Below are 19,142 nucleotides of genomic sequence, written 5' to 3'. Positions count from 1 at the left end.
CCTTCAATCAACCTGGGACAAGGAGCAAGGGATGATGGATTTGAATTCGGCGGTGGTGGTGGTCACCGGTGCCGGTCGTGGTCTGGGCGCGGCACTGGCCATCAGTCTGGCGGACCTGGGCTGCAAACTGATTCTCTGTGGGCGTAACCCTGAAGCCCTGGCGCAGGTGAGTGCGGCCATTGAGACGCGCACCGGCCAGGCCGCCGATTGCGTGGTGGTGGATCTGGCCAGCAGCGACAGCGTCAAGGCGGCCCTGGCGGAGATTCATGTGCGTCAGCCCCAGGTGGACATTCTGATCAATAACGGCGCCATGTGGCTGGAGGCCAGCGAGCAGCCCCACAGCGCGGCCGAGGTCACCGGAGTGATCGATGCGGCCCTGACGGGCACCTTCCTCCTGACCCAGGGCCTGATGCCGGCGCTCAAGGCCTCCACGCGTCCGGACATCGTCACCATCGGCTCCATCAGCGGCTTGCCCAATGCCCCCCTGCACAGCGTGTCGCTGCCGTTCTATGCGGCCAAGCACGGGCAACTGGCCCTGGCCGACGGTCTGCGCCAGGTGCTCAAGGGCACGCCGGTGCGCTCGCTGTGTGTGCATCCGCCGTATCTGGAGGATATTTCGCCGCTGGACCCGGCCTGGCAGCAGGTTCCGGCACGACAGAAGGGCGAGCAGGGCACCAACCGCGACGTGGTGGAAGCGGTGGTCTTCGCCCTGACCCGACCGCGGCACATCAGCCTGTCATCGATCGTCATCGATACCGACAGCGGCGGTCTGTTCGACTGATGGCGGCGCAGTTCAGCGGGTCTTGTAGCCCAGTTGCCAGCGGCGCGGAATCTTCAATGACGCCACCCCTAGCAATGCTGCAAACAACCCGCTGACATACAACGCCTTGAGCCCCAGGTGCTGTTCCAGCAGGGCACCCAGCACCGCTCCGGCGAACATCCCGCTCCACGGCACCAGCTGTACCCGCCAGCCGTTGCGCCGTTCGCCGAGCACCCATCTCCCCAGCCCGCGGCCAAAGCGCGACAGGGCCCCGGTGACGTAGGTCAGGCCGATGGGCAGGCCGTTCACTTCCTCCACCGCCGCATTGAGCATGCCCATGGCGATGATGGCCGCCAGCAGGGCCGGCAATTGCTGCTCGAAGGGCCAGGCGGCGGAGGCGCAGAGCAAGGCGCCAATGCTCAGCAGCAAGGGCAGGGCGCGGTGCCCGGCCAGGCGGCTGACCACCACGCCCAGGGCGTTGCCGACGACAAAGGTCGCCACCAGCAGCATCAGGCGCAGCACCAGGGCCGGTTCGCCATCGCTGATGGCCACCGCCATGCGCGTGGTGTTGCCGCTCATGAAGGACACGAAATCCCCGGTGGCCATGAAGCCGATGGCGTCGGTCATGCCAGCCAGCACCGAAAGGCAAGCCACCAGCCCGAGGCCGACCCGCCCGCGCCATTTCTGCGTGTGCTGCAGGGCGGCGCTGGCCGATTGGGTGGAAGTCGAAGGCAACATCGTCGGTTCTCCTGAACAGGGACTACGGGGGACGCGTGCAGGTCAAGGTTGTGGATCGAGAGGATGCAGGGCGCAATACTCATCCCACGGCATGCCGGCCATTTCCGCCACCTCCTTGTGCACTTCAAGGCGCTGGGCGTGGAATTCCTCGGGGCTGGCAGCGGTCAGTTGCAGGCTCAACTCCCAGGCGAACAGCCCCAGGCGCTCGGCTTCGGCTTCAAAGGCTTCATGCAGGCGTTCGTTGCGGTACTGCTCAGGCGTCTCGCCCTTGACCTGGGCCTCCAGCGGATTGAGCTTGTCCAGGGCTTCGCGCAGTTCGGGGCGGGCGACGAGAAATCTTTCCAAGGCTATTTCGTGGTGCAGGGCATCGGCGGGCATCGGGGCTCCTTGAGGGGAACGGGCAGTCTTCAGGCTTCAAGCCCGGGACAGGGGGTGTGCTGGCATTTCACTGCGTATCTGCTGCAGATCCTTGTGCGGGATCACGTAGGTGCGGGCGAGCATATCGCCTATTCGCTGGCAGCGGCTTGATTCCACGCAGGCCATCAGCGGGACAAAGGCGAACGCGGCCTCCAGATAGCGGGTGGCGCTTCTGATCAGTACCTGGATCAGCGTCGGCGGCGTCCCGGCGGCGTTGATCACCACCAGGTCCAGGGCGCACTTGCCGGGCGTGCGGCCCTTGAAGAAATACTCCCAGGCCACGAAGTACAAGGGCCAGACCAGCATGAACAGCATTGAGTGCAGGTAGGGCTCCAGCCCCGTCTGTTGCGCGAGGTCGAGCAAGCGTCTGACCGGCTGCAACGCCAGCACCCCGTGCAGGCTCAGCGACAGGAGCACATACACCGCCAGCGCCAGCACCTGGTCGAACATGAAGGCGGCGGCGCGGCGCAGGATCAGTCGGGTTCTTGAGACTTCCATGGTCGATTCCAGAGTTTTTTCCATCATGTCGGGCGCAGTGTAATCCCCGCAGGGCGGGGAGTAGCAGTGGTTTTGGCGGGGGCCTACTGCACCCGCACCGAGTCAGCTGACCACGGGCTGTTCGCGACCGATCTCGCTGCGCAGTTGGGCAATCAGGTGCAGGCAGTGGGTGAGCCCCGGCGACGGCTCGCCGACCCGGCGGCTGAGGATGATCGGCGAGGTGGCCTCGGGTTCCTGCAGCGGGCAAAAACCGATGTCGTCGCGATGCAGCACCTGCACCGAGGCCGGCACCAGGGTGATGCCGATCCCGGCGCCCACCAGGCCGATGGCGGTCTGCAATTCGTTGGTCCACTGGGCGATCTTCAGGTTCAGGCCACGGGCACTGAACAGTGCGATCACATGGTCGGCGTAGCTCGGGCGCGGGTTGGCCGGATACAGCACGAAGGGCTCGTTGGCCAGTTGCTCAAGGCTCAGCTCTTGTCCCAGCAAGGGATGGCCGGCGGGCAGGGCGACCACCAGCCGATCCTCGGTCAGTACCCTCTGCACGATGGCCGGGTCGTCGATGTGAATCCGCCCGAAGCCGATATCGATGCGCCCGGCCTTCAAGGCTTCCACCTGTTGCAGGGTGGTCATTTCCGACAATCCCAGTTCCAGCTCCAGGGTCTCGTTGCTGCGCAGGCGGCGGATCAGTTGCGGCAGCACACCGTACAGGGTCGAGGGAGCAAAACCGATGCCCAGCCAGGTCTTGTGCCCCAGGCCGATGCGCCGGGTGTTGTCGCAGACCTTGCCCAACTGCTCCAGCACCCGGTTGGAATGTTCAAAGAAAAACCGCCCGGCGGCGGTCAGGCGCAGCGGCCGGCCGCGTTCCAGCAATAGCACCCCCAACTCGTCCTCCAACTGCTGGATCTGCCGGCTCAACGGCGGCTGGGCGATGTGCAGGCGTTCGGCGGCGCGGGTGAAGTTGAGGGTTTCCCCCAGCACCTGGAAGTAGCGCAGATGACGCAATTCCATGACAGCTCCCCTGTAGAGATGTGCATACCTTTAAGGTATCAAGCCAGACCAATTCTATATTGGAACCCCGGAAAAAGCCGGGACAGAATCGAGCGCAGAACTTCAAAAACCTCACGGGTATGGACATGCACGCTTCTGCCATTGAATCGATCGAAACGATCATCGTCGATCTGCCGACCATTCGCCCCCACAAGCTGGCCATGCACACCATGCAGAACCAGACCCTGGTGCTGATCCGCCTGCGCTGCGCCGACGGCATCGAAGGCCTGGGGGAATCCACCACCATCGGCGGCCTGGCCTATGGCAACGAAAGCCCGGACAGCATCAAGACCAACATCGACCGCTTCTTCACTCCGCTGCTGATCGGTCAGGACGCCAGCAACATCAACGCCGCCATGCTGCGCCTGGAGCAGAGCATCCGCGGCAACACCTTCGCCAAGTCCGGGATCGAAAGCGCCTTGCTCGACGCCCAGGGCAAGCGCCTCGGGCTGCCGGTCAGCGAGCTGTTGGGCGGCCGGGTGCGCGATGCGCTGCCCGTGGCCTGGACCCTGGCCAGCGGCGACACCGCCAAGGACATCGCCGAAGCTGAGAAGATGCTCGACCTGCGCCGCCACCGCATCTTCAAGCTGAAGATCGGTGCCGGTGAAGTGGACCGCGACCTGGCCCACGTGATTGCCATCAAGAAGGCCCTGGGCGACCGCGCCAGCGTGCGGGTCGACGTCAACCAGGCCTGGGACGAAGCCGTGGCGCTGCGCGCCTGCCGCATCCTCGGCGGCAACGGCATCGACCTGATCGAGCAACCGATTTCCCGCAACAACCGCGCCGGCATGGTGCGCCTGAATGCCAGCAGCCCGGCGCCGATCATGGCCGACGAATCCATTGAATGCGTGGAAGACGCCTTCAACCTGGCCCGGGAAGGGGCGGCCTCGGTGTTCGCCCTGAAGATCGCCAAGAACGGCGGCCCCCGCGCCACCCTGCGCACCGCGGCCATTGCCGAAGCGGCGGGCATCGGCCTGTACGGCGGCACCATGCTCGAAGGCGGCATCGGCACCCTGGCCTCGGCCCACGCCTTCCTGACCTTGAACAAACTGAGCTGGGACACCGAGCTGTTCGGCCCGCTGCTGTTGACCGAGGACATCCTCGCCGAGGCGCCGGTGTACCGGGATTTCCACCTGCATGTCTCACGGGCACCGGGCCTTGGCCTGAGCCTGGACGAAGAGCGCCTGGCGTTCTTCCGTCGCGACAACACCACCCCCGTGCTGCATCACACCTGAGGAGGGCTGCATGCTATTCCACGTGAAAATGACCGTGAACCTGCCGGTCGACATGAACCCCGAACGCGCCGCGCAACTGAAGGCCGAGGAAAAGGCCCTGGCCCAGCGCCTGCAGGCCGAAGGCAAGTGGCGTCACCTGTGGCGCATTGCCGGGCTGTACGCCAACTACAGCGTGTTCGACGTCGACAGCGTGCAGGAACTGCACGACACCCTGATGCAATTGCCGCTGTACCCGTACATGGCCATCGAAGTTAACGCCCTGTGCAGGCATCCTTCGTCCATTCATGAGGATGACCGCTGAGTTCGCATCAGCCCGTTCACCACTCTAATAAATACAAGATGAGGATTAATCATGAACGTCAGAATTTCCCAGACTGCCAGCGCCCAGCGTTTTCTTGAAGAAGCCAGCGGCCAGTTCACCGAAGGCGGCAACCCCCGGGCCAAGGCCATCGTCTACCGCATCCTGCGGGACACCGTGAACATCATCGAAGACCTGAACGTCACCCCGGAAGAGTTCTGGAAAGCCGTCAACTACCTCAACGTCCTCGGCGCCCGCCAGGAAGCCGGTCTGCTGGCCGCGGGCCTGGGCCTGGAGCACTACCTGGACCTGCTGATGGACGCCGCCGACGAACAGGCCGGCAAGACCGGCGGCACCCCGCGCACCATCGAAGGCCCGCTGTACGTGGCCGGCGCGCCCCTGAGCCAGGGCGAGGCGCGCCTGGACGACGGCCTCGACCCGGGCGTGGTGCTGTTCATGCAAGGGCAGGTGACCAATACCGCCGGCCAGCCCCTGGCCGGGGCTGTCGTCGATGTCTGGCACGCCAATACCGGCGGCACCTATTCCTACTTCGACGGCAGCCAGTCGGAGTTCAACCTGCGCCGGCGCATCGTCACCGACGCCGAGGGCCGCTACCGTTTTCGCAGCATCGTGCCGTCCGGCTACGGCTGCCCGCCGGAAGGCCCGACCCAGCAACTGCTGGATCAACTGGGGCGTCACGGCCAGCGCCCGGCGCACATCCACTTCTTCATCTCCGCCGATGACCATCGCCACCTGACCACCCAGATCAACCTGGACGGCGACCCCTACCTGCACGACGACTTCGCCTACGCCACCCGCGACGAGCTGATCGCCAAGATCACCTTCAGCGAGGACCAGGCCCGGGCCAAGGAGTTGGGCGTGAGCGGCCGCTTCGCGGAAATTCACTTCGACTTCACCCTGCAGTCCTCGGCCCAGCCGCAAGAACAGCAGCGCCACGAACGGGTGCGTGCCCTGGAGGACTGAAGCGCCGACCCTGCTTGACCCGGCCACGGAGCACCGACCCAGGTGCCCGTGGCTTTTGCCGTTATGCCTGGCCTGACGAGACTGCGTTGCGTGCCTGAAACGCAGACCTGATAAGCACCATCAGAGTGACCCGATCATGCAAATGCATCTGTTGAGTGAACGCAGCCGCGTGTTTGTTCAAGCCGATCCCCATGCCGTGTCCGGTTACGTCAATCAGCACGTGGGCAGCCACTGCATCCGCCTGCCCCGGGCGGGCCATCCCCAGGCCAGCCTCAACCATCGGGCCCTGGCCAGCCTGGACCTGTGCAGCCTCAGCTATGGCGGCAGCGTGCGCGTCACCTCGCCGGCGCTGGAAAGCATCTACCACCTGCAGGTGCTGCTGCGCGGCCACTGCCTGTGGCGCAGCCGCGACCAGGAACACTGCTTCGCCCCGGGGGAACTGCTGCTGATCAACCCCGACGACCCGGTGGACCTGACCTATTCCGACGACTGCGAAAAATTCATCATCAAGATTCCCACGCACCTGCTGGAAGCCGCCTGCCAGGAACAGCGCTGGCAGTACCCGGGGCAGGGCGTGCGCTTTCTGCGCCAGCGTTACCAGCTGCAGGAACTGGAAGGCTTCGTGCCCCTGCTGAGCCTGTTGTGCCAGGAGTCTGAAGCCCTTGAGGCCATGCCCAAGGTGCAGGAGCACTACGCGCACATCCTGGTGAGCAAACTGCTGGGCCTGATGCAGACCAATGTCCAGCGCGGCACCCTGAGTGCCTCGGCGGCGACCTTCGAACGCATTGCCGACTACATCGAGCGCAACCTCAAGCGCGACATCGGTTGCGAAGAGCTGGCGCAACAGGCGTGCATGAGCCTGCGTTCGCTGTACGCGCTGTTCGAACGCAACGTCCGCACCACGCCGAAGCACTACATCCGCCAGCAGAAACTGCAACGGGTGCACGCCTGCCTCAGCGACCCGCACAGCCCGGTGCGCAACGTCACCGAACTGGCCCTGGACTTCGGCTTTTCCCACCTGGGTCGCTTCGCCCAGAGCTACCGCCAGCAATACGGCGAACGGCCGTCCGACACCCTCAAGCGTCGCCACTGACCGGCCCTTCCGACCTGTGCCTGGCGATCACCCGGCAGACCTTCGGTGTCCTTGGGATCCCTGCGTCTCCTGCGGAGCCGTTCGCAGCCTGCGGCAGCGGCTACACCCCTGTAGCCGCTGCCGAGCTTGCGAGGCTGCGAAGAGGTCCGCAAGACCTTGCCTGGCGATCGCCAGTCGAACCTTTAGCGGCCTTGAGACCCTTGCGTCCCTTCGGGCCGTTCGCAGCCTGCGGCAGCGGCTACACCCCTGTAGCCGCTGCCGAGCGTGCGAGGCTGCGAAAAGGTCCGCAGGACCTTGCCTGGCGATCGCCAGTCGAACCTTTAGCGGCCTTGAGACCCTTGCGTCCCTTCGGGCCGTTCGCAGCCTGCGGCAGCGGCTACACCCCTGTAGCCGCTGCCGAGCGTGCGAGGCTGCGAAAAGGTCCGCAGGACCTTGCCTGGCGATCGCCAGTCGAACCTTTAGCGGCCTTGAGATCCTTGCGTCCCTTCGGGCCGTTCGCAGCCTGCGGCAGCGGCTACAAGGCAATCTGCAGAAAACGGATACAGGTCTGCACGCATCGGCTATTGCCCCGCCAACCCCCGTCCTAGCATGGCCCTGCCTGAATAAAAACAATGGAGGCGGCGGCCATGTCCCTGCGACCCGAATACCTGCATTCCCTGCTTGAAGAAGACCCCGACCAGGGCGTCTACCGCTGCAAGCGGGAGATGTTCACCGACCCCCGGTTGTTCGACCTGGAGATGCAGCACATCTTCGAAGGCAACTGGCTGTACCTGGCCCACGACAGCCAGATCCCCAATCCCAATGACTACTACAGCACCACCATGGGCCGGCAGCCGGTGTTCATCGCGCGCAACAAGAACGGTGAACTCAACGCCTTCATCAACGCCTGCAGCCATCGCGGCGCCATGCTCTGCCGGCACAAGACCGGCAACAAGGCGTCCTTCACCTGCCCGTTCCACGGCTGGACCTTCAACAACACCGGCAAACTGCTCAAGGTCAAGGACCCGGCCGCTGCCGGCTACCCGGCCAGTTTCAACTGCGAAGGCTCCCACGACCTGACCCGCGTCGCGCGCTTTGAGTCCTATCGCGGCTTTCTGTTCGGCAGCCTCAACCCCGACGTGCTGCCCCTGGTGGAGCACTTGGGGGAGTCGGCGAAGATCATCGACATGATCGTCGACCAGTCCGCCGACGGCCTGGAAGTGCTGCGCGGCTCCTCCAGCTACATCTACGAAGGCAACTGGAAGCTCACCGCCGAGAACGGCGCCGACGGCTACCACGTCAGCTCGGTGCACTGGAACTACGCCGCCACCCAGAACCAGCGCAAGCAGCGCGAAGCCGGGGAAGACATCCGCACCATGAGCGCCGGCACCTGGGCCAAGCAGGGCGGTGGCTTCTACTCCTTCGACAAGGGCCACATGCTGCTCTGGACTCGTTGGTCCAACCCCGAGGACCGGCCGCTGTACGAACGCCGCGACGAGCTGGCCCGGGACTTCGGCCAGGCCCGGGCCGACTGGATGATCGAGAACTCGCGCAACCTGTGCCTGTATCCCAACGTCTACCTGATGGACCAGTTCAGCTCGCAGATCCGCATTGCCCGGCCGATCTCGGTGGACCGCACCGAAATCACCATCTACTGCATTGCGCCCAAGGGCGAGAGCGATGAAGCCCGGGCCCGGCGCATCCGCCAGTACGAAGATTTCTTCAACGTCAGCGGCATGGCCACCCCGGACGACCTGGAGGAGTTCCGTTCCTGCCAGCTCGGCTACCAGGGCAGCACCACGGCCTGGAACGACATGTCCCGCGGTGCCGAGCACTGGGTCCAGGGAGCGGACGAGGCCGCCAAAGAAATTGACCTGCAGCCGATCCTCAGCGGCGTGCGCACCGAGGACGAAGGCCTGTTCGTGATGCAGCACAAGTACTGGCAGCAGACCCTGCTCGCGGCCCTGGAGCGTGAAGCCTCACGGCAGATCGCAGTGGAGGCCGTGCAATGAATATTTCCTACGACACCGTGCGCGATTTTCTGTACCGCGAAGCCCGCTACCTGGACGACAAGGACTGGGACAGCTGGCTGGAACTCTACGCCCCGGACGCGACCTTCTGGATGCCGTCCTGGGACGACAGTGACCAGCTGACCGAAGACCCGCAGCGGGAAATCTCGCTGATCTGGTACGGCAACCGCAGCGGTCTGGAAGACCGGGTGTTCCGCATCAAGACCGAGCGCTCCAGCGCCAGCATTCCCGACACCCGCACTTCCCACAACCTGAGCAATATCGAGCTGCTGGAGCAGGGCGACGGCCTGTGCAAGCTGCGCTTCAACTGGCACACCCTGAGCTTTCGCTACAAGACCGTGGACAGCTACTTCGGCTGCAGCTTCTACACCCTCGACCTGCGCGGCGAAAACCCGCTGATCCTGGCCAAGAAAGTCATCCTGAAGAACGACTACGTTCGCCAGGTCGTCGATATCTACCACCTCTGAGGCGACCGCCATGAGCCATCAAATCGCACTCAATTTCGAAGACGGCGTCACCCGTTTCGTCAACGCCAACCCGGGCGAAACCGTGGCCGACGCCGCCTACCGCCAGGGCATCAACATCCCCCTGGACTGCCGCGACGGCGCCTGCGGTACCTGCAAATGTTTTGCCGAGGCGGGGCGCTACGAGCTGGGCGAGGACTACATCGAAGACGCTCTGAGCGCCGACGAGGCCGAGCAGGGTTTTGTCCTCACCTGCCAGATGCGCGCCCTCGGTGATTGCGTGGTGCGGGTGCCGGCTTCGTCCCAGGTCTGCCGCGCCGGGCAGGCCATCTTTCAGGCCAACATCAGCGCGGTGCGCCAGCTGTCCGACAGCACCATTGCCCTGTCGATCAAGGGCGAGGCCCTGAGCCAGCTGGCGTTCCTGCCGGGGCAATACGTCAACCTCGGGGTGCCCGGCAGCGAACAGACCCGGGCCTATTCCTTCAGCTCCTTGCAGCGCGACGGTGAGGTCAGCTTCCTGATCCGCAATGTGCCCGGCGGCCTGATGAGCAGCTTCCTCACCGGTCTTGCCAAAGCCGGCGACAGCATGACCCTGGCCGGGCCCCTGGGCAGCTTCTACCTGCGGGATATTCGCCGGCCCTTGCTGTTGCTGGCCGGCGGCACCGGGCTGGCGCCGTTCACCGCCATGCTGGAGAAAATCGCCGAGCAGGGCAGTGAGCATCCGCTGCATTTGATCTACGGCGTGACCAACGATTTCGACCTGGTGGAGCTGGAGCGCCTGGAAGACTTTGCCGCGCGCATCCCGCAGTTCAGCTTCAGCGCCTGCGTGGCCAACCCCGAGAGCCAGTACCCGCGCAAGGGCTACGTGACCCAGCACATCGAGCCGGTGCACCTCAACCAGGGTGATGTGGACGTGTACCTGTGCGGCCCGCCGCCGATGGTCGAGGCGGTGAGCCAGTTCATCCGCGAGCAGGGCATCGCCCCGGCGAATTTCTACTACGAAAAGTTCGCCGCCAGCGCCGCCTGAAGGGCGCCTCGCCGCTGTAGGCGCTGGCTTGCCAGCGAAGGCGTCGACAAGGGCGCTGCAAGGCTCAAGGGCCCCTTCGCCGGCAAGCCGGCTCCTACGTCGGGTGGCGTGCTCTCCATCTTTTTGCATCCACGAGGTTTCCATGAACCGTTTCCACAACCAAGTCGCCCTGGTCACCGGCGCCGCCCAAGGCATCGGCCGTCGCGTTGCCGAACGCCTGGCCGAAGAGGGCGCTCGCGTGGTGCTGGTGGACCGCTCCGAACTGGTCTTCGAACTGGCCGCCGAACTGACCCCACGCTTCCCGGTCCTGGCCCTGACCGCCGACCTGGAGCAGTACCGCGAATGCAGCCGAATCATGGCGGCGGCCATCGCCCACTTCGGCCGCCTCGATGTCCTCATCAACAACGTCGGCGGCACCATCTGGGCCAAGCCCTTCGAACAATACGAGCCCGCGCAGATCGAAGCCGAAGTCCGTCGCTCATTGTTCCCGACCTTGTGGTGCTGCCACGCCGCCTTGCCGCAGATGCTGGAGCAGGGCAGCGGGGCCATCGTCAACGTCTCCTCCATCGCCACCCGCAGCCTCAACCGCGTGCCCTACGGCGCGGCCAAGGGCGGGATCAACGCACTCACCGCCTGCCTGGCCTTCGAAACCGCCGGCCGTGGCGTGCGGGTCAACGCCACCGCTCCGGGCGGCACCGAAGCCCCGCCGCGGCGCATTCCGCGCAACAGCGCTGAACAAAGCCCTGAGGAGCAAGTCTGGTACCAGCAGATCGTCGATCAGACCCTCGACAGCAGCCTGATGAAACGCTACGGCAACATCGACGAACAAGCCGCAGCCATCCTGTTTCTGGCCTCCGCCGAAGCCTCCTACATCACCGGCACAGTGCTGCCGGTGGGCGGCGGCGACCAGGGCTGAGGGTCAACCTGCTGCTGACTGACCGACCTGTAGGAGCCGGCTTGAGAGATCGCGTTCGCCGGCAAGCCGGCTCTTACGGCAATCGCGTATTGGATTGGCTTTCGCACGAGAGGTAGGTTGGGGATTGTGTGCGCCGAAAATTAATCCTGGGGATTTATTATTAATCCGGGGGTTGAATATTCATCGGCAGATGGTTCTTAATGCACCACACAGGCAACGGCTGTTCATGGGAATCCCCGGCCGGCCGTGAATGCTCAAGGACGCGAGGCACACATGAACCCAACCCTTCCTTTGTTTCATCAGCAACCCTACCTGCAAACCGTGCAATGCCAGATCCACCGGCTTGAACGGGACGATTCGGGTGTGCCCTTCGCTCTATTGAGCGAGACGGTGTTCTATCCCCAGGGCGGCGGCCAACTGGGGGATCGGGGGCTGCTGACCCTCAGCGAACCCGGGGCCGCTGATGTGCCGCAGGTGATCGAGATCGCCACCACCAAAAGGAAGGACGACGAGATCAGGCATTACCTGAAGCTGGATGACGCCGGGTTCGGGCAACTGCAATCACTGGTGCCGGGGCAGGGGGTGACGGCGACCCTGGACTGGTCCCTGCGCTATCAGCAGATGCGCATTCATTCGGCCATGCACCTGATGCACTGCCTGCTGGAGCAGACACTGGGGCGCTCGATTCCACACCCGGTCCGCTCGCCGTTGAATGACCAGGGCGGGGAAAATCACTATGAGTTCACGGGCGAGTTCGATGAGCAGAGCCTGGAGCGTGCCACGCAAGAGTTGAATCGCTTTTGCGCGGCCGGTCATGCCGTCAGAACCCAGGCTGACACCGGCAAAGGACCAGGCTATCGCTGGTGGCAATGCGGCGAGTGGTCGATCCCCTGTGGTGGCGTGCATGTCGGCAATACACGAGAGATAGGGGCCGTCACTGCCAGCATGAAACTCAGGAAGAACACCACCCGGGTCGCTGTTTCGTTCGCGGTAGAGGTTGAGTAAATGTCGGAGAACCAGCAGGCCTTTGGCGCGTTTCTCACCCAGTTGCGCCTCGAAAGCGGCCACCTAAAGATTTCAACTTTTCTGGAAACCGTGAACATTCCGTTTTCCGCCAACCACTACCGGGACGTCGAGGCAGGACGCAAGCACCTGAGCCTTGAGTCAGCCGTCGAACTGCATGACCAACTGGGCATCGTCCCCGCCAGCAAGTCGAGCTTCGATTACTACTGGCATTACTTTCGTGACTTGTTGCCGGCCCCCGTGCACGAAATGCTGTTTGGCAAAGGGGTGGAGATCAAGGATCTTTCCGCCATGCTCGAGGTGCGTGAACACGACTCCAAGCTGCTGCGCCGCGCCTTGAGCCTGAGCCGCTACGAACGTGAGTTCATCGTCACCGAAGAGATCATTGCAGCCTTCAAGGAACACTTCGAACTGCTGCCGTTGATGACCTATCTGTACATGGTGGACAGCGCCTCGGTGGCCGAAATCCAGGCGGTGTGCCAGCAGCTCGGCCTGGCCTACGACGCGCGTACCGAAGCCTTCCTGAGCCTTGTGGCCAAGGAGCGCAGCACCCCGCGGTCACCCTTCGTGCGCCATGCCCCCACCTTGAGAATGCCCAGAACCGCAGAGGCCCTGGCGCTCAAGGACCGGTTCCTGCGTCACGAGATCGATCGATCGTTGACCAAGCCCGAGCAAAGCGAATATTTCAATGTGTCCGGATCATTCAAGTACAGCGCGATGGTCACGCTCAAAGCGGCGGACATCGAAGAGATCCAGGACCGTCTTGTCGATCTGTTTTCGGTGATCGAAGTGCACAACAAATCTTCCGGACAACTGGAAGACCCAGGGGCTGATCCCTACTTCTTCGGGCTGGTGGTGTCGGGCCGCCCGGAGTACGACGGGCGCGCGGGGCGATCGAAGAAAAAGAGCCGGGGATGAAGCAGGCGCTGGCCGCTGCCACCCGTGGCCACAGCCGAGCTGCGGGTGGAGACGGCCCAGGCGGCGCTATGACCTGTTCTGGGGAATGGCATAGGGCAGGGTGATGGGCGGCGCGTCCTGCAAAGGCCGCGAAGACTTCGCCATCAGATAACCGATGATCTGCGCCGAGCTGAGCTCGATATGCAACAGGTCTTCATCGTCAAACCACGCGTTGGGCCAGAAGATCAGGTCCGAGGCATTGGCTTCGGGGAAGTTGGTTTCCAACAGGCCCAGGGCGTAGTCCGTATCAGACTCCGTGCCTTCGCACTGGCAGATGAAATCCGCCACGGCGCACGCTTCGTCGAAGCTCAGGTCGTCAACGTAGCGCTCTTGATGAAAGGCCGTGCGCAGAAAGTTCGCCGCGCTGGTATGGCTGTGCATGTCGCGAAATTCGTGGAACTCGAAAGGCCGGCCGGCGTGGCTGTTCCATTGCTGGATCAGCGCACTGATCTCGGGGCTTTCCCGTTCCTGGTTGTTCCAGATCTGGTCGAGGATCTGGTTGAGCAAGTCCTTCATCAACGCCCGTATTTTCGGCGTCGCGGGTGTTGGTTTCAGCCGTTCCGGCATGGCCATGGGGGGCTCCCTGATTGTTATTTCATGCGGCTGGCGGAGGGGCCGCCAGCCCCCCGATTCCCGAGCGGCGCACAGGATAGGCCCTTCGCGCCGCCGACTAAAGCGCTGGCCCCAGCCGCAACAACGCACACAACCCGCCCTCAGGCCGATTGCGCAACTCCAGACGGCCACCGATCTTGCTGACGATCATCTGCACAATCGCCAGCCCCAGCCCGGCGCCATGGGCGTTGCCCTGGCTGTAGAAACGCTCCAGCAAACGTCCGCGCTCCTCTTCATTGATGCCGGGCCCGGCATCTTCCACGCACAGGTGCATCGCGCCATCGGCCTGGGGCCGCAGGCCGACCCGCACCTCGCTGCCCGCGGGGGCAAAGTTCAGGGCGTTGGTCACCAGGTTCTGCAGGGCAATGGCCAAAGCCACCGGATCGGTGTCGATCAGGCAGCCTTCGTCGCCTTCGAGCACCAGTTCAACATCCTTCTCCAGGGCCAAAGGCGTCAGCTCCGCCAGCTCTTCGCGCACCAGGGCGCTGAGGTCAATGCGGCTCAGGCGCGGATTGCTCAGCTGCGGCTCGATGCGCGCCATGGTCAGCAGCTGACTGCCGATGCGGGTGGCGCGGTCGACGCCGCTCACCAGAAAATCCAGGGCTTCCTGGCGTTGCTCCGGGCTGCCGGCGCTCTGGGCGTTCTGCGCGTGAATCCGCAGGATCGCCAGGGGCGTGCGCAGTTCATGGGCGGCGTCGGCAATAAAGCGCCGCTCGCGCTCCAGCAGGCTGTCGATCTGCGCCAGTAACTGGTTGAGGGCGGTCTGCATCGGTTCCAGGTCCTGGGGCAACGGCTTGAGCCCGAGCGGCTGCAAGGTGTCGCTGCTGCGCCCGCGAATGGCCCGGGCCATGGCCCGCAGTGGCGCCAGGCCCCAGCCGATGGTCAGCCAGATCAGCAGCGCCAGCAGCGGCACGCCGATCAGGGTCGGCCACAGGGTATGGCGCACGATGCGCTGGATCAGGTCCTGGCGAATGTCATCCCGTTCGCCGACCCAGATCAGCAGGCCCTGCTGCGGGTCGGCCAGGAGAAAGGCGCACCAGTCCCTGCCGTTTTCCAGGATGTCGTGGGCCCCCAGGGTGGTGGGCGGCGCCTCCAGCAGCGGGGCCTCGGCGGAGCGCATCAGCAACTGGCCATCGTCGCGCCACACCTGGAAGGTCAGGCGGGTTTCATAGGGGTGGGCGGCGCCGTCCACACCGACCCGGCTCATGGCCTGGTCGAAGGCCTGGTGCAGGCGCTCCCAGTCCGCCGCGTCCGTCTGTTGAGCCGGGTCGCGCTGGCGCAGCACCCCTTGCAGCAGCCGCGCGCTCTGGGCCAGCTGGGCGTCGTAGACCTCTTCGATTTCATGGTGGCTGTCGCGCAGCACCAGCCAGCTGATCAGCAAATCCCCCAGCAGCACCAGGACCAGGACCGGCAGCAGAATCCGCGTGCGCACCGAGTTCATGGCTTGAGCTCCAGCACATAACCGACGCCGCGCACGGTGCGGATCAGCTCGCTGCAGAGCTTCTTGCGCAGGTTGTGGATCAGCACTTCCAGGGTGTTGCTCTCGACCCGGTCCTGCCAGCCGTACAGCGCCCGGGACAGGCGTTCGCGGGTCACCACCTTGCCCGGGCGCACCATCAGCTGATGCAGCAACTGGTATTCCATGGGGGTGAGCACCACCTCGGCGTCGTGGTACTGCACCTGCTGGTTGGCCGGGTCGAGGCAGATACCGGCGTGCTCCAGCAGCGGCTGGGCACGACCCTGGCTGCGGCGCAGCAGGGCGCGGACCCGGGCCTTGAATTCCTCGACATCGAAGGGCTTGACCAGGTAGTCGTCGGCCCCGGCATCCAGCCCGGCGATGCGCTCGGCGGTGCCGTCGCGGGCGGTGAGAATCAGCACCGGCAGGTCCTGGCGGGCGGCGCGCAATTGCTGGAGCAATTCCAGGCCGTCGAGCCGCGGCAGGCCCAGGTCCAGCAGCAACAGGTCGAAGCTTTCCGTGCGCAGGGCATGCAGGGCGCTGGCGCCATCCTGCAGCCAGTCCAGGGTGTAGCCTTCGGCGCTCAGGGCCACGCGGATGCCCTGGCCGAGGGCACGATCATCTTCGACAAGCAGCAGGCGCATGGGGTGTTCTCGGTTGGGCGGGGGGCAGGGAAGGGGCGCATGATGACGCCGGCCAGGGGCTGCCGGCAGGGGTTTTAGGCGGTGAAAATGTTACCGCGCGTTGCCAACTAAGCTTTCACTAAGCTTGGTTTTGCACAGTGCAATCTCCCCCATTACCGGAGCGTTTCTCTATGCGCAAAGTCCTGCTGCTGTCCCTGGTTCTCGCCAGCCCCCTGGCCATCGCCGGCCCGCAATGCACCACCGCCGAACGCTCGCAATGGCAAGACCCGCAAGCCTTCCAGGACCAGCTCAAGGCCCAGGGCTACCAGATCAGCAAGTTCAAGGTCACTGACGGCAACTGCTACGAGATCTACGGCTTCGACAAGGACCAGCGCAAGGTCGAGATCTACCACGACCCGGTGACCGGCAAGGCGGTGAAGACCGAGATCAAAGGCTGATGCCGCACGCGTCCCTGCGGCTGTGGGACCCGCTGGTGCGACTGTTTCACCTGTCCATCGCCGGGGTCTTTATCGGCAACTACTTCTTCAATGAAGCCGGTGACGACTGGCACGTCTGGCTGGGCTACTACGCCATGGCCTGGCTGCTGCTGCGCACAGTCTGGGGATTTGTCGGGCCGCGCAGTGCGCGCTGGTCCGACTTCTGGCCGACCCGGGCCCGGCTGGCGCGGCATCTGCGCTCGCTGTGGGCCGGGCGCCCCGAGCACCGCCTGGGGCATTCACCCCTCGGGGCTTTGGTGATGCTGCTGATGCTGCTGGCCCTGGTGCTGATCGGCGTCAGCGGTTTCTTGATGGAGGAGGTCGATGCCTTGTGGGGCGCCGACTGGCCGCTGCAGGTGCACGAAACCAGCGCCGATGTGCTGCTGGGCCTGGTGCTGCTGCATGTGTGCGCGGCGATTTTTGAAAGCTTCCAAGTGCGCGACAACCTGCCGTTGTCGATGCTCACCGGCCGCCGCCGACCCTTGCCGGGTCCTGAGCGGCGCTGACGTTTTCCCTTGTTCCCAACCGGCACTTGCCACGGGCTCCTTTATGCGTGCGCTGTCCTTTCGCCTGAGCTTCATCTGCAGCAGCCTGCTCTTGGCCGCCGTCTTTATCGCCGCCTGGCGCAGCCATCCGCCTCACCAACTGGCGCCGTTTGCCCAGGCTGCGGTCAGCAGCGATACGGCTACGACCGACAGTACGCCGCAATACAACAGCCGCTTCGTCTCCTCGGACCTGGATGACTTCGTGCATTCGTCCTCGGTGACCGCCTTGCCCGGCGGCGACCTGATGGCCGTGTGGTTCGCCGGCTCCCGAGAGGGCGCCGCCGATGTGCAAGTGCGCAGCGCACGCTTTGACGCCAAGACTGGCGAGTGGGGCGCCGAGCAGGTGCTGGCCACCCGCGAATCGACCCGGGACGGCACCGGGCGCTATATCCGCAAGCTCGGCAACCCGGTGATCGCCCTGGGCCCGGACCAGCGCCTGTGGATGTTCTACGTTTCGGTGTCGGTGGGCGGTTGGGCCACCAGCGCCATCAACCTGATGGTTTCCGACGACCTGGGACGCAGTTGGTCGGCGCCGCGGCAGTTGGTGACCTCGCCGTTCTTCAACATCAGCACCCTGGTGCGCGCCGCGCCGGTGTTCCATGCCGACGGCGCCATCGGCCTGCCGGTGTACCACGAGTTCATGGGCAAGTTCGCCGAGTACCTGTACCTGAGCGCCGATGGCGCGGTGATCGACAAATTCCGCATCAGCCGCGGCAAGCACTCCCTGCAACCGACCATCGTGCCCCTGGACGAACGTCGCGCCGTGGCCATGCTGCGCTACGCCGGCGACACCCACCACAAGGTCCTGGCCAGCCGCACCGAAGACGCCGGGCAGACCTGGAGCGAGCCCTATCCGCTGCAACCGTCCAACCCCAACTCGTCCCTGGCGGCAGTGGGCACCGACGACCAGGGCCTGCTGGTGGCCCTCAACGACCTGCAGGACGGGCGTTTCAGACTCAGCCTGTACGGCACCGACGCCGGCCTCAGCCAATGGCGCCCGCTGGTGGAGCTGGACCAGTCCCCCGACCCTTTGGGCCAGCCGTTTTCCCACGAGGCCTACAAGGACATCATCGGTGAAGGCTTCCGCGCTTCCAGCGGCGCCCGACGCCTGCCCCTGGAACAGCGCTTCTTGAGCAACCTCGACTATCGGGTGTGCAAGCCCCAGGGCTGCGACTTCGAGTACGAATACCCCTACTTCAGCCGCGGGGCGGACGGCCTGTACCACCTGGTCTATTCCTGGAACAACACCTTTATCAAGCACGTCAGCTTCAACGCGGCGTGGCTGGCGGAGCGCCTGTGATGCTGTCCCTGTGGCAAGCCCACCTGAGTTTTATCCTCCTGGGTTTCGTGCTGCTTGGCAGCCTGCGCCTGACCGCGCCCTGGCGCCCCTGGCTGCTGCCCGTGCTGGCCCTGGTCAGCTTCATTCCACTGAACCAACTGCCGCTGGCGGCCTATGTGCGCAGCTTCACCGATGACTTGGCCATCAGCACCCTGGTGCTGCTGGGCTGGGTCAGCCTGCGGCACTTGGGGGTGATTGCGCCCTTGCCAGCCAAACACCGGGTGCAGGTCCTGCTGCTGTTTATCGGCCTGACCCTGAGCCTGTACCCCGCGACCCTGGGCCTGACCTATTTCGACCCCTACCGCTGGGGCTACAACCCACGGCCGATGATCGTGCTGATGGGCCTGGCGGCGCTGGTGCTGCTGTGGCAGCGCAACCTGTTGGGGGTACTGATGCTGGCAGCCGGGACCCTGGCCTTCGCCCTGCGCCTGAAGCCTTCGGAAAACTACTGGGACTACCTGCTGGACCCGCTGCTGGCGGGCTACTGCCTGATCGCCGGCAGCGGCGGTCTGCTGCTGTGGCTGTGGCGCCGCGTCAACCAGCGCAGCCACCGGCAGCCCCTTGCCGGGTAAACCAACCGGCCGCGCCGCGGCCTTCGACA

22 protein-coding genes are annotated in these 19,142 nt (G+C 64.7%); 15 read left to right on the top strand and 7 right to left on the bottom strand.

The window, feature by feature from the left end; translation table 11 throughout:
* The first annotated feature begins 31 nt into the window (after window positions 1–31).
* Window positions 32–781: an SDR family oxidoreductase gene (locus DWF74_RS04735; protein ID WP_102864743.1), complete on the top strand. Its 750-nt coding sequence runs from the start codon at window positions 32–34 to the stop codon at window positions 779–781.
* 12 nt (window positions 782–793) lie between these two features.
* Here the strand turns inward: DWF74_RS04735 and DWF74_RS04730 are convergent, their stop codons facing one another.
* The 4 genes from DWF74_RS04730 to DWF74_RS04715 form a co-directional block, all read right to left on the bottom strand.
* Complete coding sequence (locus DWF74_RS04730; protein ID WP_115580488.1) at window positions 794–1,498, bottom strand: YoaK family protein; 705 nt, start codon at window positions 1,496–1,498, stop codon at window positions 794–796.
* Window positions 1,499–1,540: 42 nt separating this feature from the next.
* Complete coding sequence (locus tag DWF74_RS04725) at window positions 1,541–1,876, bottom strand: DUF6388 family protein (protein WP_115580487.1); 336 nt, start codon at window positions 1,874–1,876, stop codon at window positions 1,541–1,543.
* Between the two features lie 36 nt (window positions 1,877–1,912).
* On the bottom strand, window positions 1,913–2,413 hold the full coding sequence (locus DWF74_RS04720; RefSeq protein ID WP_115580486.1) for an RDD family protein: 501 nt from the start codon (window positions 2,411–2,413) through the stop codon (window positions 1,913–1,915).
* A 102-nt stretch (window positions 2,414–2,515) separates the two neighbouring features.
* Window positions 2,516–3,424 (bottom strand): LysR family transcriptional regulator, encoded by a 909-nt coding sequence (locus DWF74_RS04715; RefSeq protein WP_047305299.1) that lies wholly within the window; start codon window positions 3,422–3,424, stop codon window positions 2,516–2,518.
* Between the two features lie 125 nt (window positions 3,425–3,549).
* On the opposite strand from DWF74_RS04715, the gene DWF74_RS04710 reads away from it, so the two are divergent.
* The 10 genes from DWF74_RS04710 (at window position 3,550) to DWF74_RS30540 (ending at window position 13,430) form a co-directional block, all read left to right on the top strand.
* Window positions 3,550–4,698 carry a muconate cycloisomerase family protein gene (locus tag DWF74_RS04710; RefSeq protein WP_162884074.1) on the top strand — a complete coding sequence of 383 codons (1,149 nt, stop codon included), beginning with the start codon at window positions 3,550–3,552 and terminating at the stop codon, window positions 4,696–4,698.
* Window positions 4,699–4,708: 10 nt separating this feature from the next.
* On the top strand, window positions 4,709–4,999 hold the full coding sequence (catC, locus tag DWF74_RS04705; protein ID WP_016966965.1) for a muconolactone Delta-isomerase: 291 nt from the start codon (window positions 4,709–4,711) through the stop codon (window positions 4,997–4,999).
* A gap of 51 nt (window positions 5,000–5,050) precedes the next feature.
* A complete protein-coding gene (catA, locus tag DWF74_RS04700; protein ID WP_060840106.1) occupies window positions 5,051–5,980 on the top strand; it encodes a catechol 1,2-dioxygenase in 930 nt (309 codons plus the stop codon).
* A 136-nt stretch (window positions 5,981–6,116) separates the two neighbouring features.
* A complete protein-coding gene (locus DWF74_RS04695) occupies window positions 6,117–7,073 on the top strand; it encodes an AraC family transcriptional regulator (RefSeq protein WP_115580484.1) in 957 nt (318 codons plus the stop codon).
* Window positions 7,074–7,699: 626 nt separating this feature from the next.
* A complete protein-coding gene (benA, locus tag DWF74_RS04690; RefSeq protein WP_115580483.1) occupies window positions 7,700–9,064 on the top strand; it encodes a benzoate 1,2-dioxygenase large subunit in 1,365 nt (454 codons plus the stop codon).
* Entirely contained in the window at window positions 9,061–9,549 is a 489-nt protein-coding gene (benB, locus tag DWF74_RS04685) for a benzoate 1,2-dioxygenase small subunit (RefSeq protein ID WP_115580482.1), read from the top strand. Before benA ends, benB begins: the two co-directional genes overlap by 4 nt.
* Before the next feature lie 10 nt (window positions 9,550–9,559).
* A complete protein-coding gene (gene benC, locus DWF74_RS04680) occupies window positions 9,560–10,573 on the top strand; it encodes a benzoate 1,2-dioxygenase electron transfer component BenC (protein WP_115580481.1) in 1,014 nt (337 codons plus the stop codon).
* Window positions 10,574–10,715: 142 nt separating this feature from the next.
* Window positions 10,716–11,489, top strand: a complete 774-nt coding sequence (locus tag DWF74_RS04675; protein ID WP_115580480.1) for a 1,6-dihydroxycyclohexa-2,4-diene-1-carboxylate dehydrogenase — start codon at window positions 10,716–10,718, stop codon at window positions 11,487–11,489.
* A gap of 273 nt (window positions 11,490–11,762) precedes the next feature.
* The gene (locus DWF74_RS30545) at window positions 11,763–12,494 is read left to right on the top strand and encodes an alanyl-tRNA editing protein (RefSeq protein WP_205413480.1); all 732 of its coding nucleotides are present in this window, start codon (window positions 11,763–11,765) and stop codon (window positions 12,492–12,494) included.
* Window positions 12,495–13,430: a hypothetical protein gene (locus tag DWF74_RS30540; protein WP_205413479.1), complete on the top strand. Its 936-nt coding sequence runs from the start codon at window positions 12,495–12,497 to the stop codon at window positions 13,428–13,430.
* Window positions 13,431–13,496: 66 nt separating this feature from the next.
* On the opposite strand, the gene DWF74_RS04665 is transcribed toward DWF74_RS30540, so the two are convergent.
* From DWF74_RS04665 to DWF74_RS04655, 3 genes are all read right to left on the bottom strand, one after another.
* Window positions 13,497–14,042: a hypothetical protein gene (locus DWF74_RS04665; protein WP_115580479.1), complete on the bottom strand. Its 546-nt coding sequence runs from the start codon at window positions 14,040–14,042 to the stop codon at window positions 13,497–13,499.
* A gap of 97 nt (window positions 14,043–14,139) precedes the next feature.
* Complete coding sequence (locus DWF74_RS04660) at window positions 14,140–15,522, bottom strand: ATP-binding protein (RefSeq protein ID WP_115580478.1); 1,383 nt, start codon at window positions 15,520–15,522, stop codon at window positions 14,140–14,142.
* A complete protein-coding gene (locus DWF74_RS04655) occupies window positions 15,519–16,181 on the bottom strand; it encodes a response regulator (protein ID WP_115580477.1) in 663 nt (220 codons plus the stop codon). The genes DWF74_RS04660 and DWF74_RS04655 overlap by 4 nt, the downstream gene beginning before the upstream one ends.
* A 170-nt stretch (window positions 16,182–16,351) precedes the next feature.
* Here DWF74_RS04655 and DWF74_RS04650 point away from each other — a divergent pair, with 170 nt between their 5' ends.
* The 4 genes from DWF74_RS04650 to DWF74_RS04635 are packed head-to-tail and all read left to right on the top strand — an operon-like array spanning window position 16,352 to window position 19,113.
* Window positions 16,352–16,618, top strand: coding sequence for a PepSY domain-containing protein (locus tag DWF74_RS04650; RefSeq protein WP_060840094.1), 267 nt, complete (start codon window positions 16,352–16,354; stop codon window positions 16,616–16,618).
* Entirely contained in the window at window positions 16,618–17,163 is a 546-nt protein-coding gene (locus DWF74_RS04645; protein WP_115580476.1) for a cytochrome b/b6 domain-containing protein, read from the top strand. Before DWF74_RS04650 ends, DWF74_RS04645 begins: the two co-directional genes overlap by 1 nt.
* 43 nt (window positions 17,164–17,206) lie before the next feature.
* Entirely contained in the window at window positions 17,207–18,502 is a 1,296-nt protein-coding gene (locus DWF74_RS04640; protein WP_115580475.1) for a sialidase family protein, read from the top strand.
* Complete coding sequence (locus DWF74_RS04635; protein ID WP_115580474.1) at window positions 18,502–19,113, top strand: hypothetical protein; 612 nt, start codon at window positions 18,502–18,504, stop codon at window positions 19,111–19,113. Before DWF74_RS04640 ends, DWF74_RS04635 begins: the two co-directional genes overlap by 1 nt.
* Window positions 19,114–19,142 lie beyond the last annotated feature (29 nt).

It is taken from the genome of Pseudomonas protegens (genome assembly GCF_003363755.1).
GTDB classification, from domain to species: Bacteria; Pseudomonadota; Gammaproteobacteria; order Pseudomonadales; family Pseudomonadaceae; genus Aquipseudomonas; species Aquipseudomonas danubii.
This window is presented reverse-complemented; position numbering and strand designations above follow the sequence as displayed.

What these genes read in the sequence shown, in the direction of transcription:
- DWF74_RS04735 (WP_102864743.1), top strand. Translation starts at nt 32, where the DNA reads ATGATGGATTTGAATTCGGCGGTGGTGGTGGTCACCGGTGCCGGTCGT.
- benB (WP_115580482.1), top strand. Translation starts at nt 9,061, where the DNA reads ATGAATATTTCCTACGACACCGTGCGCGATTTTCTGTACCGCGAAGCC.
- DWF74_RS04635 (WP_115580474.1), top strand. Translation starts at nt 18,502, where the DNA reads ATGCTGTCCCTGTGGCAAGCCCACCTGAGTTTTATCCTCCTGGGTTTC.
- DWF74_RS04640 (WP_115580475.1), top strand. Translation starts at nt 17,207, where the DNA reads ATGCGTGCGCTGTCCTTTCGCCTGAGCTTCATCTGCAGCAGCCTGCTC.
- DWF74_RS30540 (WP_205413479.1), top strand. Translation starts at nt 12,495, where the DNA reads ATGTCGGAGAACCAGCAGGCCTTTGGCGCGTTTCTCACCCAGTTGCGC.
- DWF74_RS30545 (WP_205413480.1), top strand. Translation starts at nt 11,763, where the DNA reads ATGAACCCAACCCTTCCTTTGTTTCATCAGCAACCCTACCTGCAAACC.
- DWF74_RS04710 (WP_162884074.1), top strand. Translation starts at nt 3,550, where the DNA reads ATGCACGCTTCTGCCATTGAATCGATCGAAACGATCATCGTCGATCTG.
- catA (WP_060840106.1), top strand. Translation starts at nt 5,051, where the DNA reads ATGAACGTCAGAATTTCCCAGACTGCCAGCGCCCAGCGTTTTCTTGAA.
- DWF74_RS04660 (WP_115580478.1), bottom strand. Translation starts at nt 15,522, where the DNA reads ATGAACTCGGTGCGCACGCGGATTCTGCTGCCGGTCCTGGTCCTGGTG.
- DWF74_RS04730 (WP_115580488.1), bottom strand. Translation starts at nt 1,498, where the DNA reads ATGTTGCCTTCGACTTCCACCCAATCGGCCAGCGCCGCCCTGCAGCAC.
- DWF74_RS04655 (WP_115580477.1), bottom strand. Translation starts at nt 16,181, where the DNA reads ATGCGCCTGCTGCTTGTCGAAGATGATCGTGCCCTCGGCCAGGGCATC.
- DWF74_RS04645 (WP_115580476.1), top strand. Translation starts at nt 16,618, where the DNA reads ATGCCGCACGCGTCCCTGCGGCTGTGGGACCCGCTGGTGCGACTGTTT.
- catC (WP_016966965.1), top strand. Translation starts at nt 4,709, where the DNA reads ATGCTATTCCACGTGAAAATGACCGTGAACCTGCCGGTCGACATGAAC.
- DWF74_RS04715 (WP_047305299.1), bottom strand. Translation starts at nt 3,424, where the DNA reads ATGGAATTGCGTCATCTGCGCTACTTCCAGGTGCTGGGGGAAACCCTC.
- benA (WP_115580483.1), top strand. Translation starts at nt 7,700, where the DNA reads ATGTCCCTGCGACCCGAATACCTGCATTCCCTGCTTGAAGAAGACCCC.
- DWF74_RS04725 (WP_115580487.1), bottom strand. Translation starts at nt 1,876, where the DNA reads ATGCCCGCCGATGCCCTGCACCACGAAATAGCCTTGGAAAGATTTCTC.
- benC (WP_115580481.1), top strand. Translation starts at nt 9,560, where the DNA reads ATGAGCCATCAAATCGCACTCAATTTCGAAGACGGCGTCACCCGTTTC.
- DWF74_RS04665 (WP_115580479.1), bottom strand. Translation starts at nt 14,042, where the DNA reads ATGGCCATGCCGGAACGGCTGAAACCAACACCCGCGACGCCGAAAATA.
- DWF74_RS04675 (WP_115580480.1), top strand. Translation starts at nt 10,716, where the DNA reads ATGAACCGTTTCCACAACCAAGTCGCCCTGGTCACCGGCGCCGCCCAA.
- DWF74_RS04650 (WP_060840094.1), top strand. Translation starts at nt 16,352, where the DNA reads ATGCGCAAAGTCCTGCTGCTGTCCCTGGTTCTCGCCAGCCCCCTGGCC.
- DWF74_RS04720 (WP_115580486.1), bottom strand. Translation starts at nt 2,413, where the DNA reads ATGGAAGTCTCAAGAACCCGACTGATCCTGCGCCGCGCCGCCGCCTTC.
- DWF74_RS04695 (WP_115580484.1), top strand. Translation starts at nt 6,117, where the DNA reads ATGCAAATGCATCTGTTGAGTGAACGCAGCCGCGTGTTTGTTCAAGCC.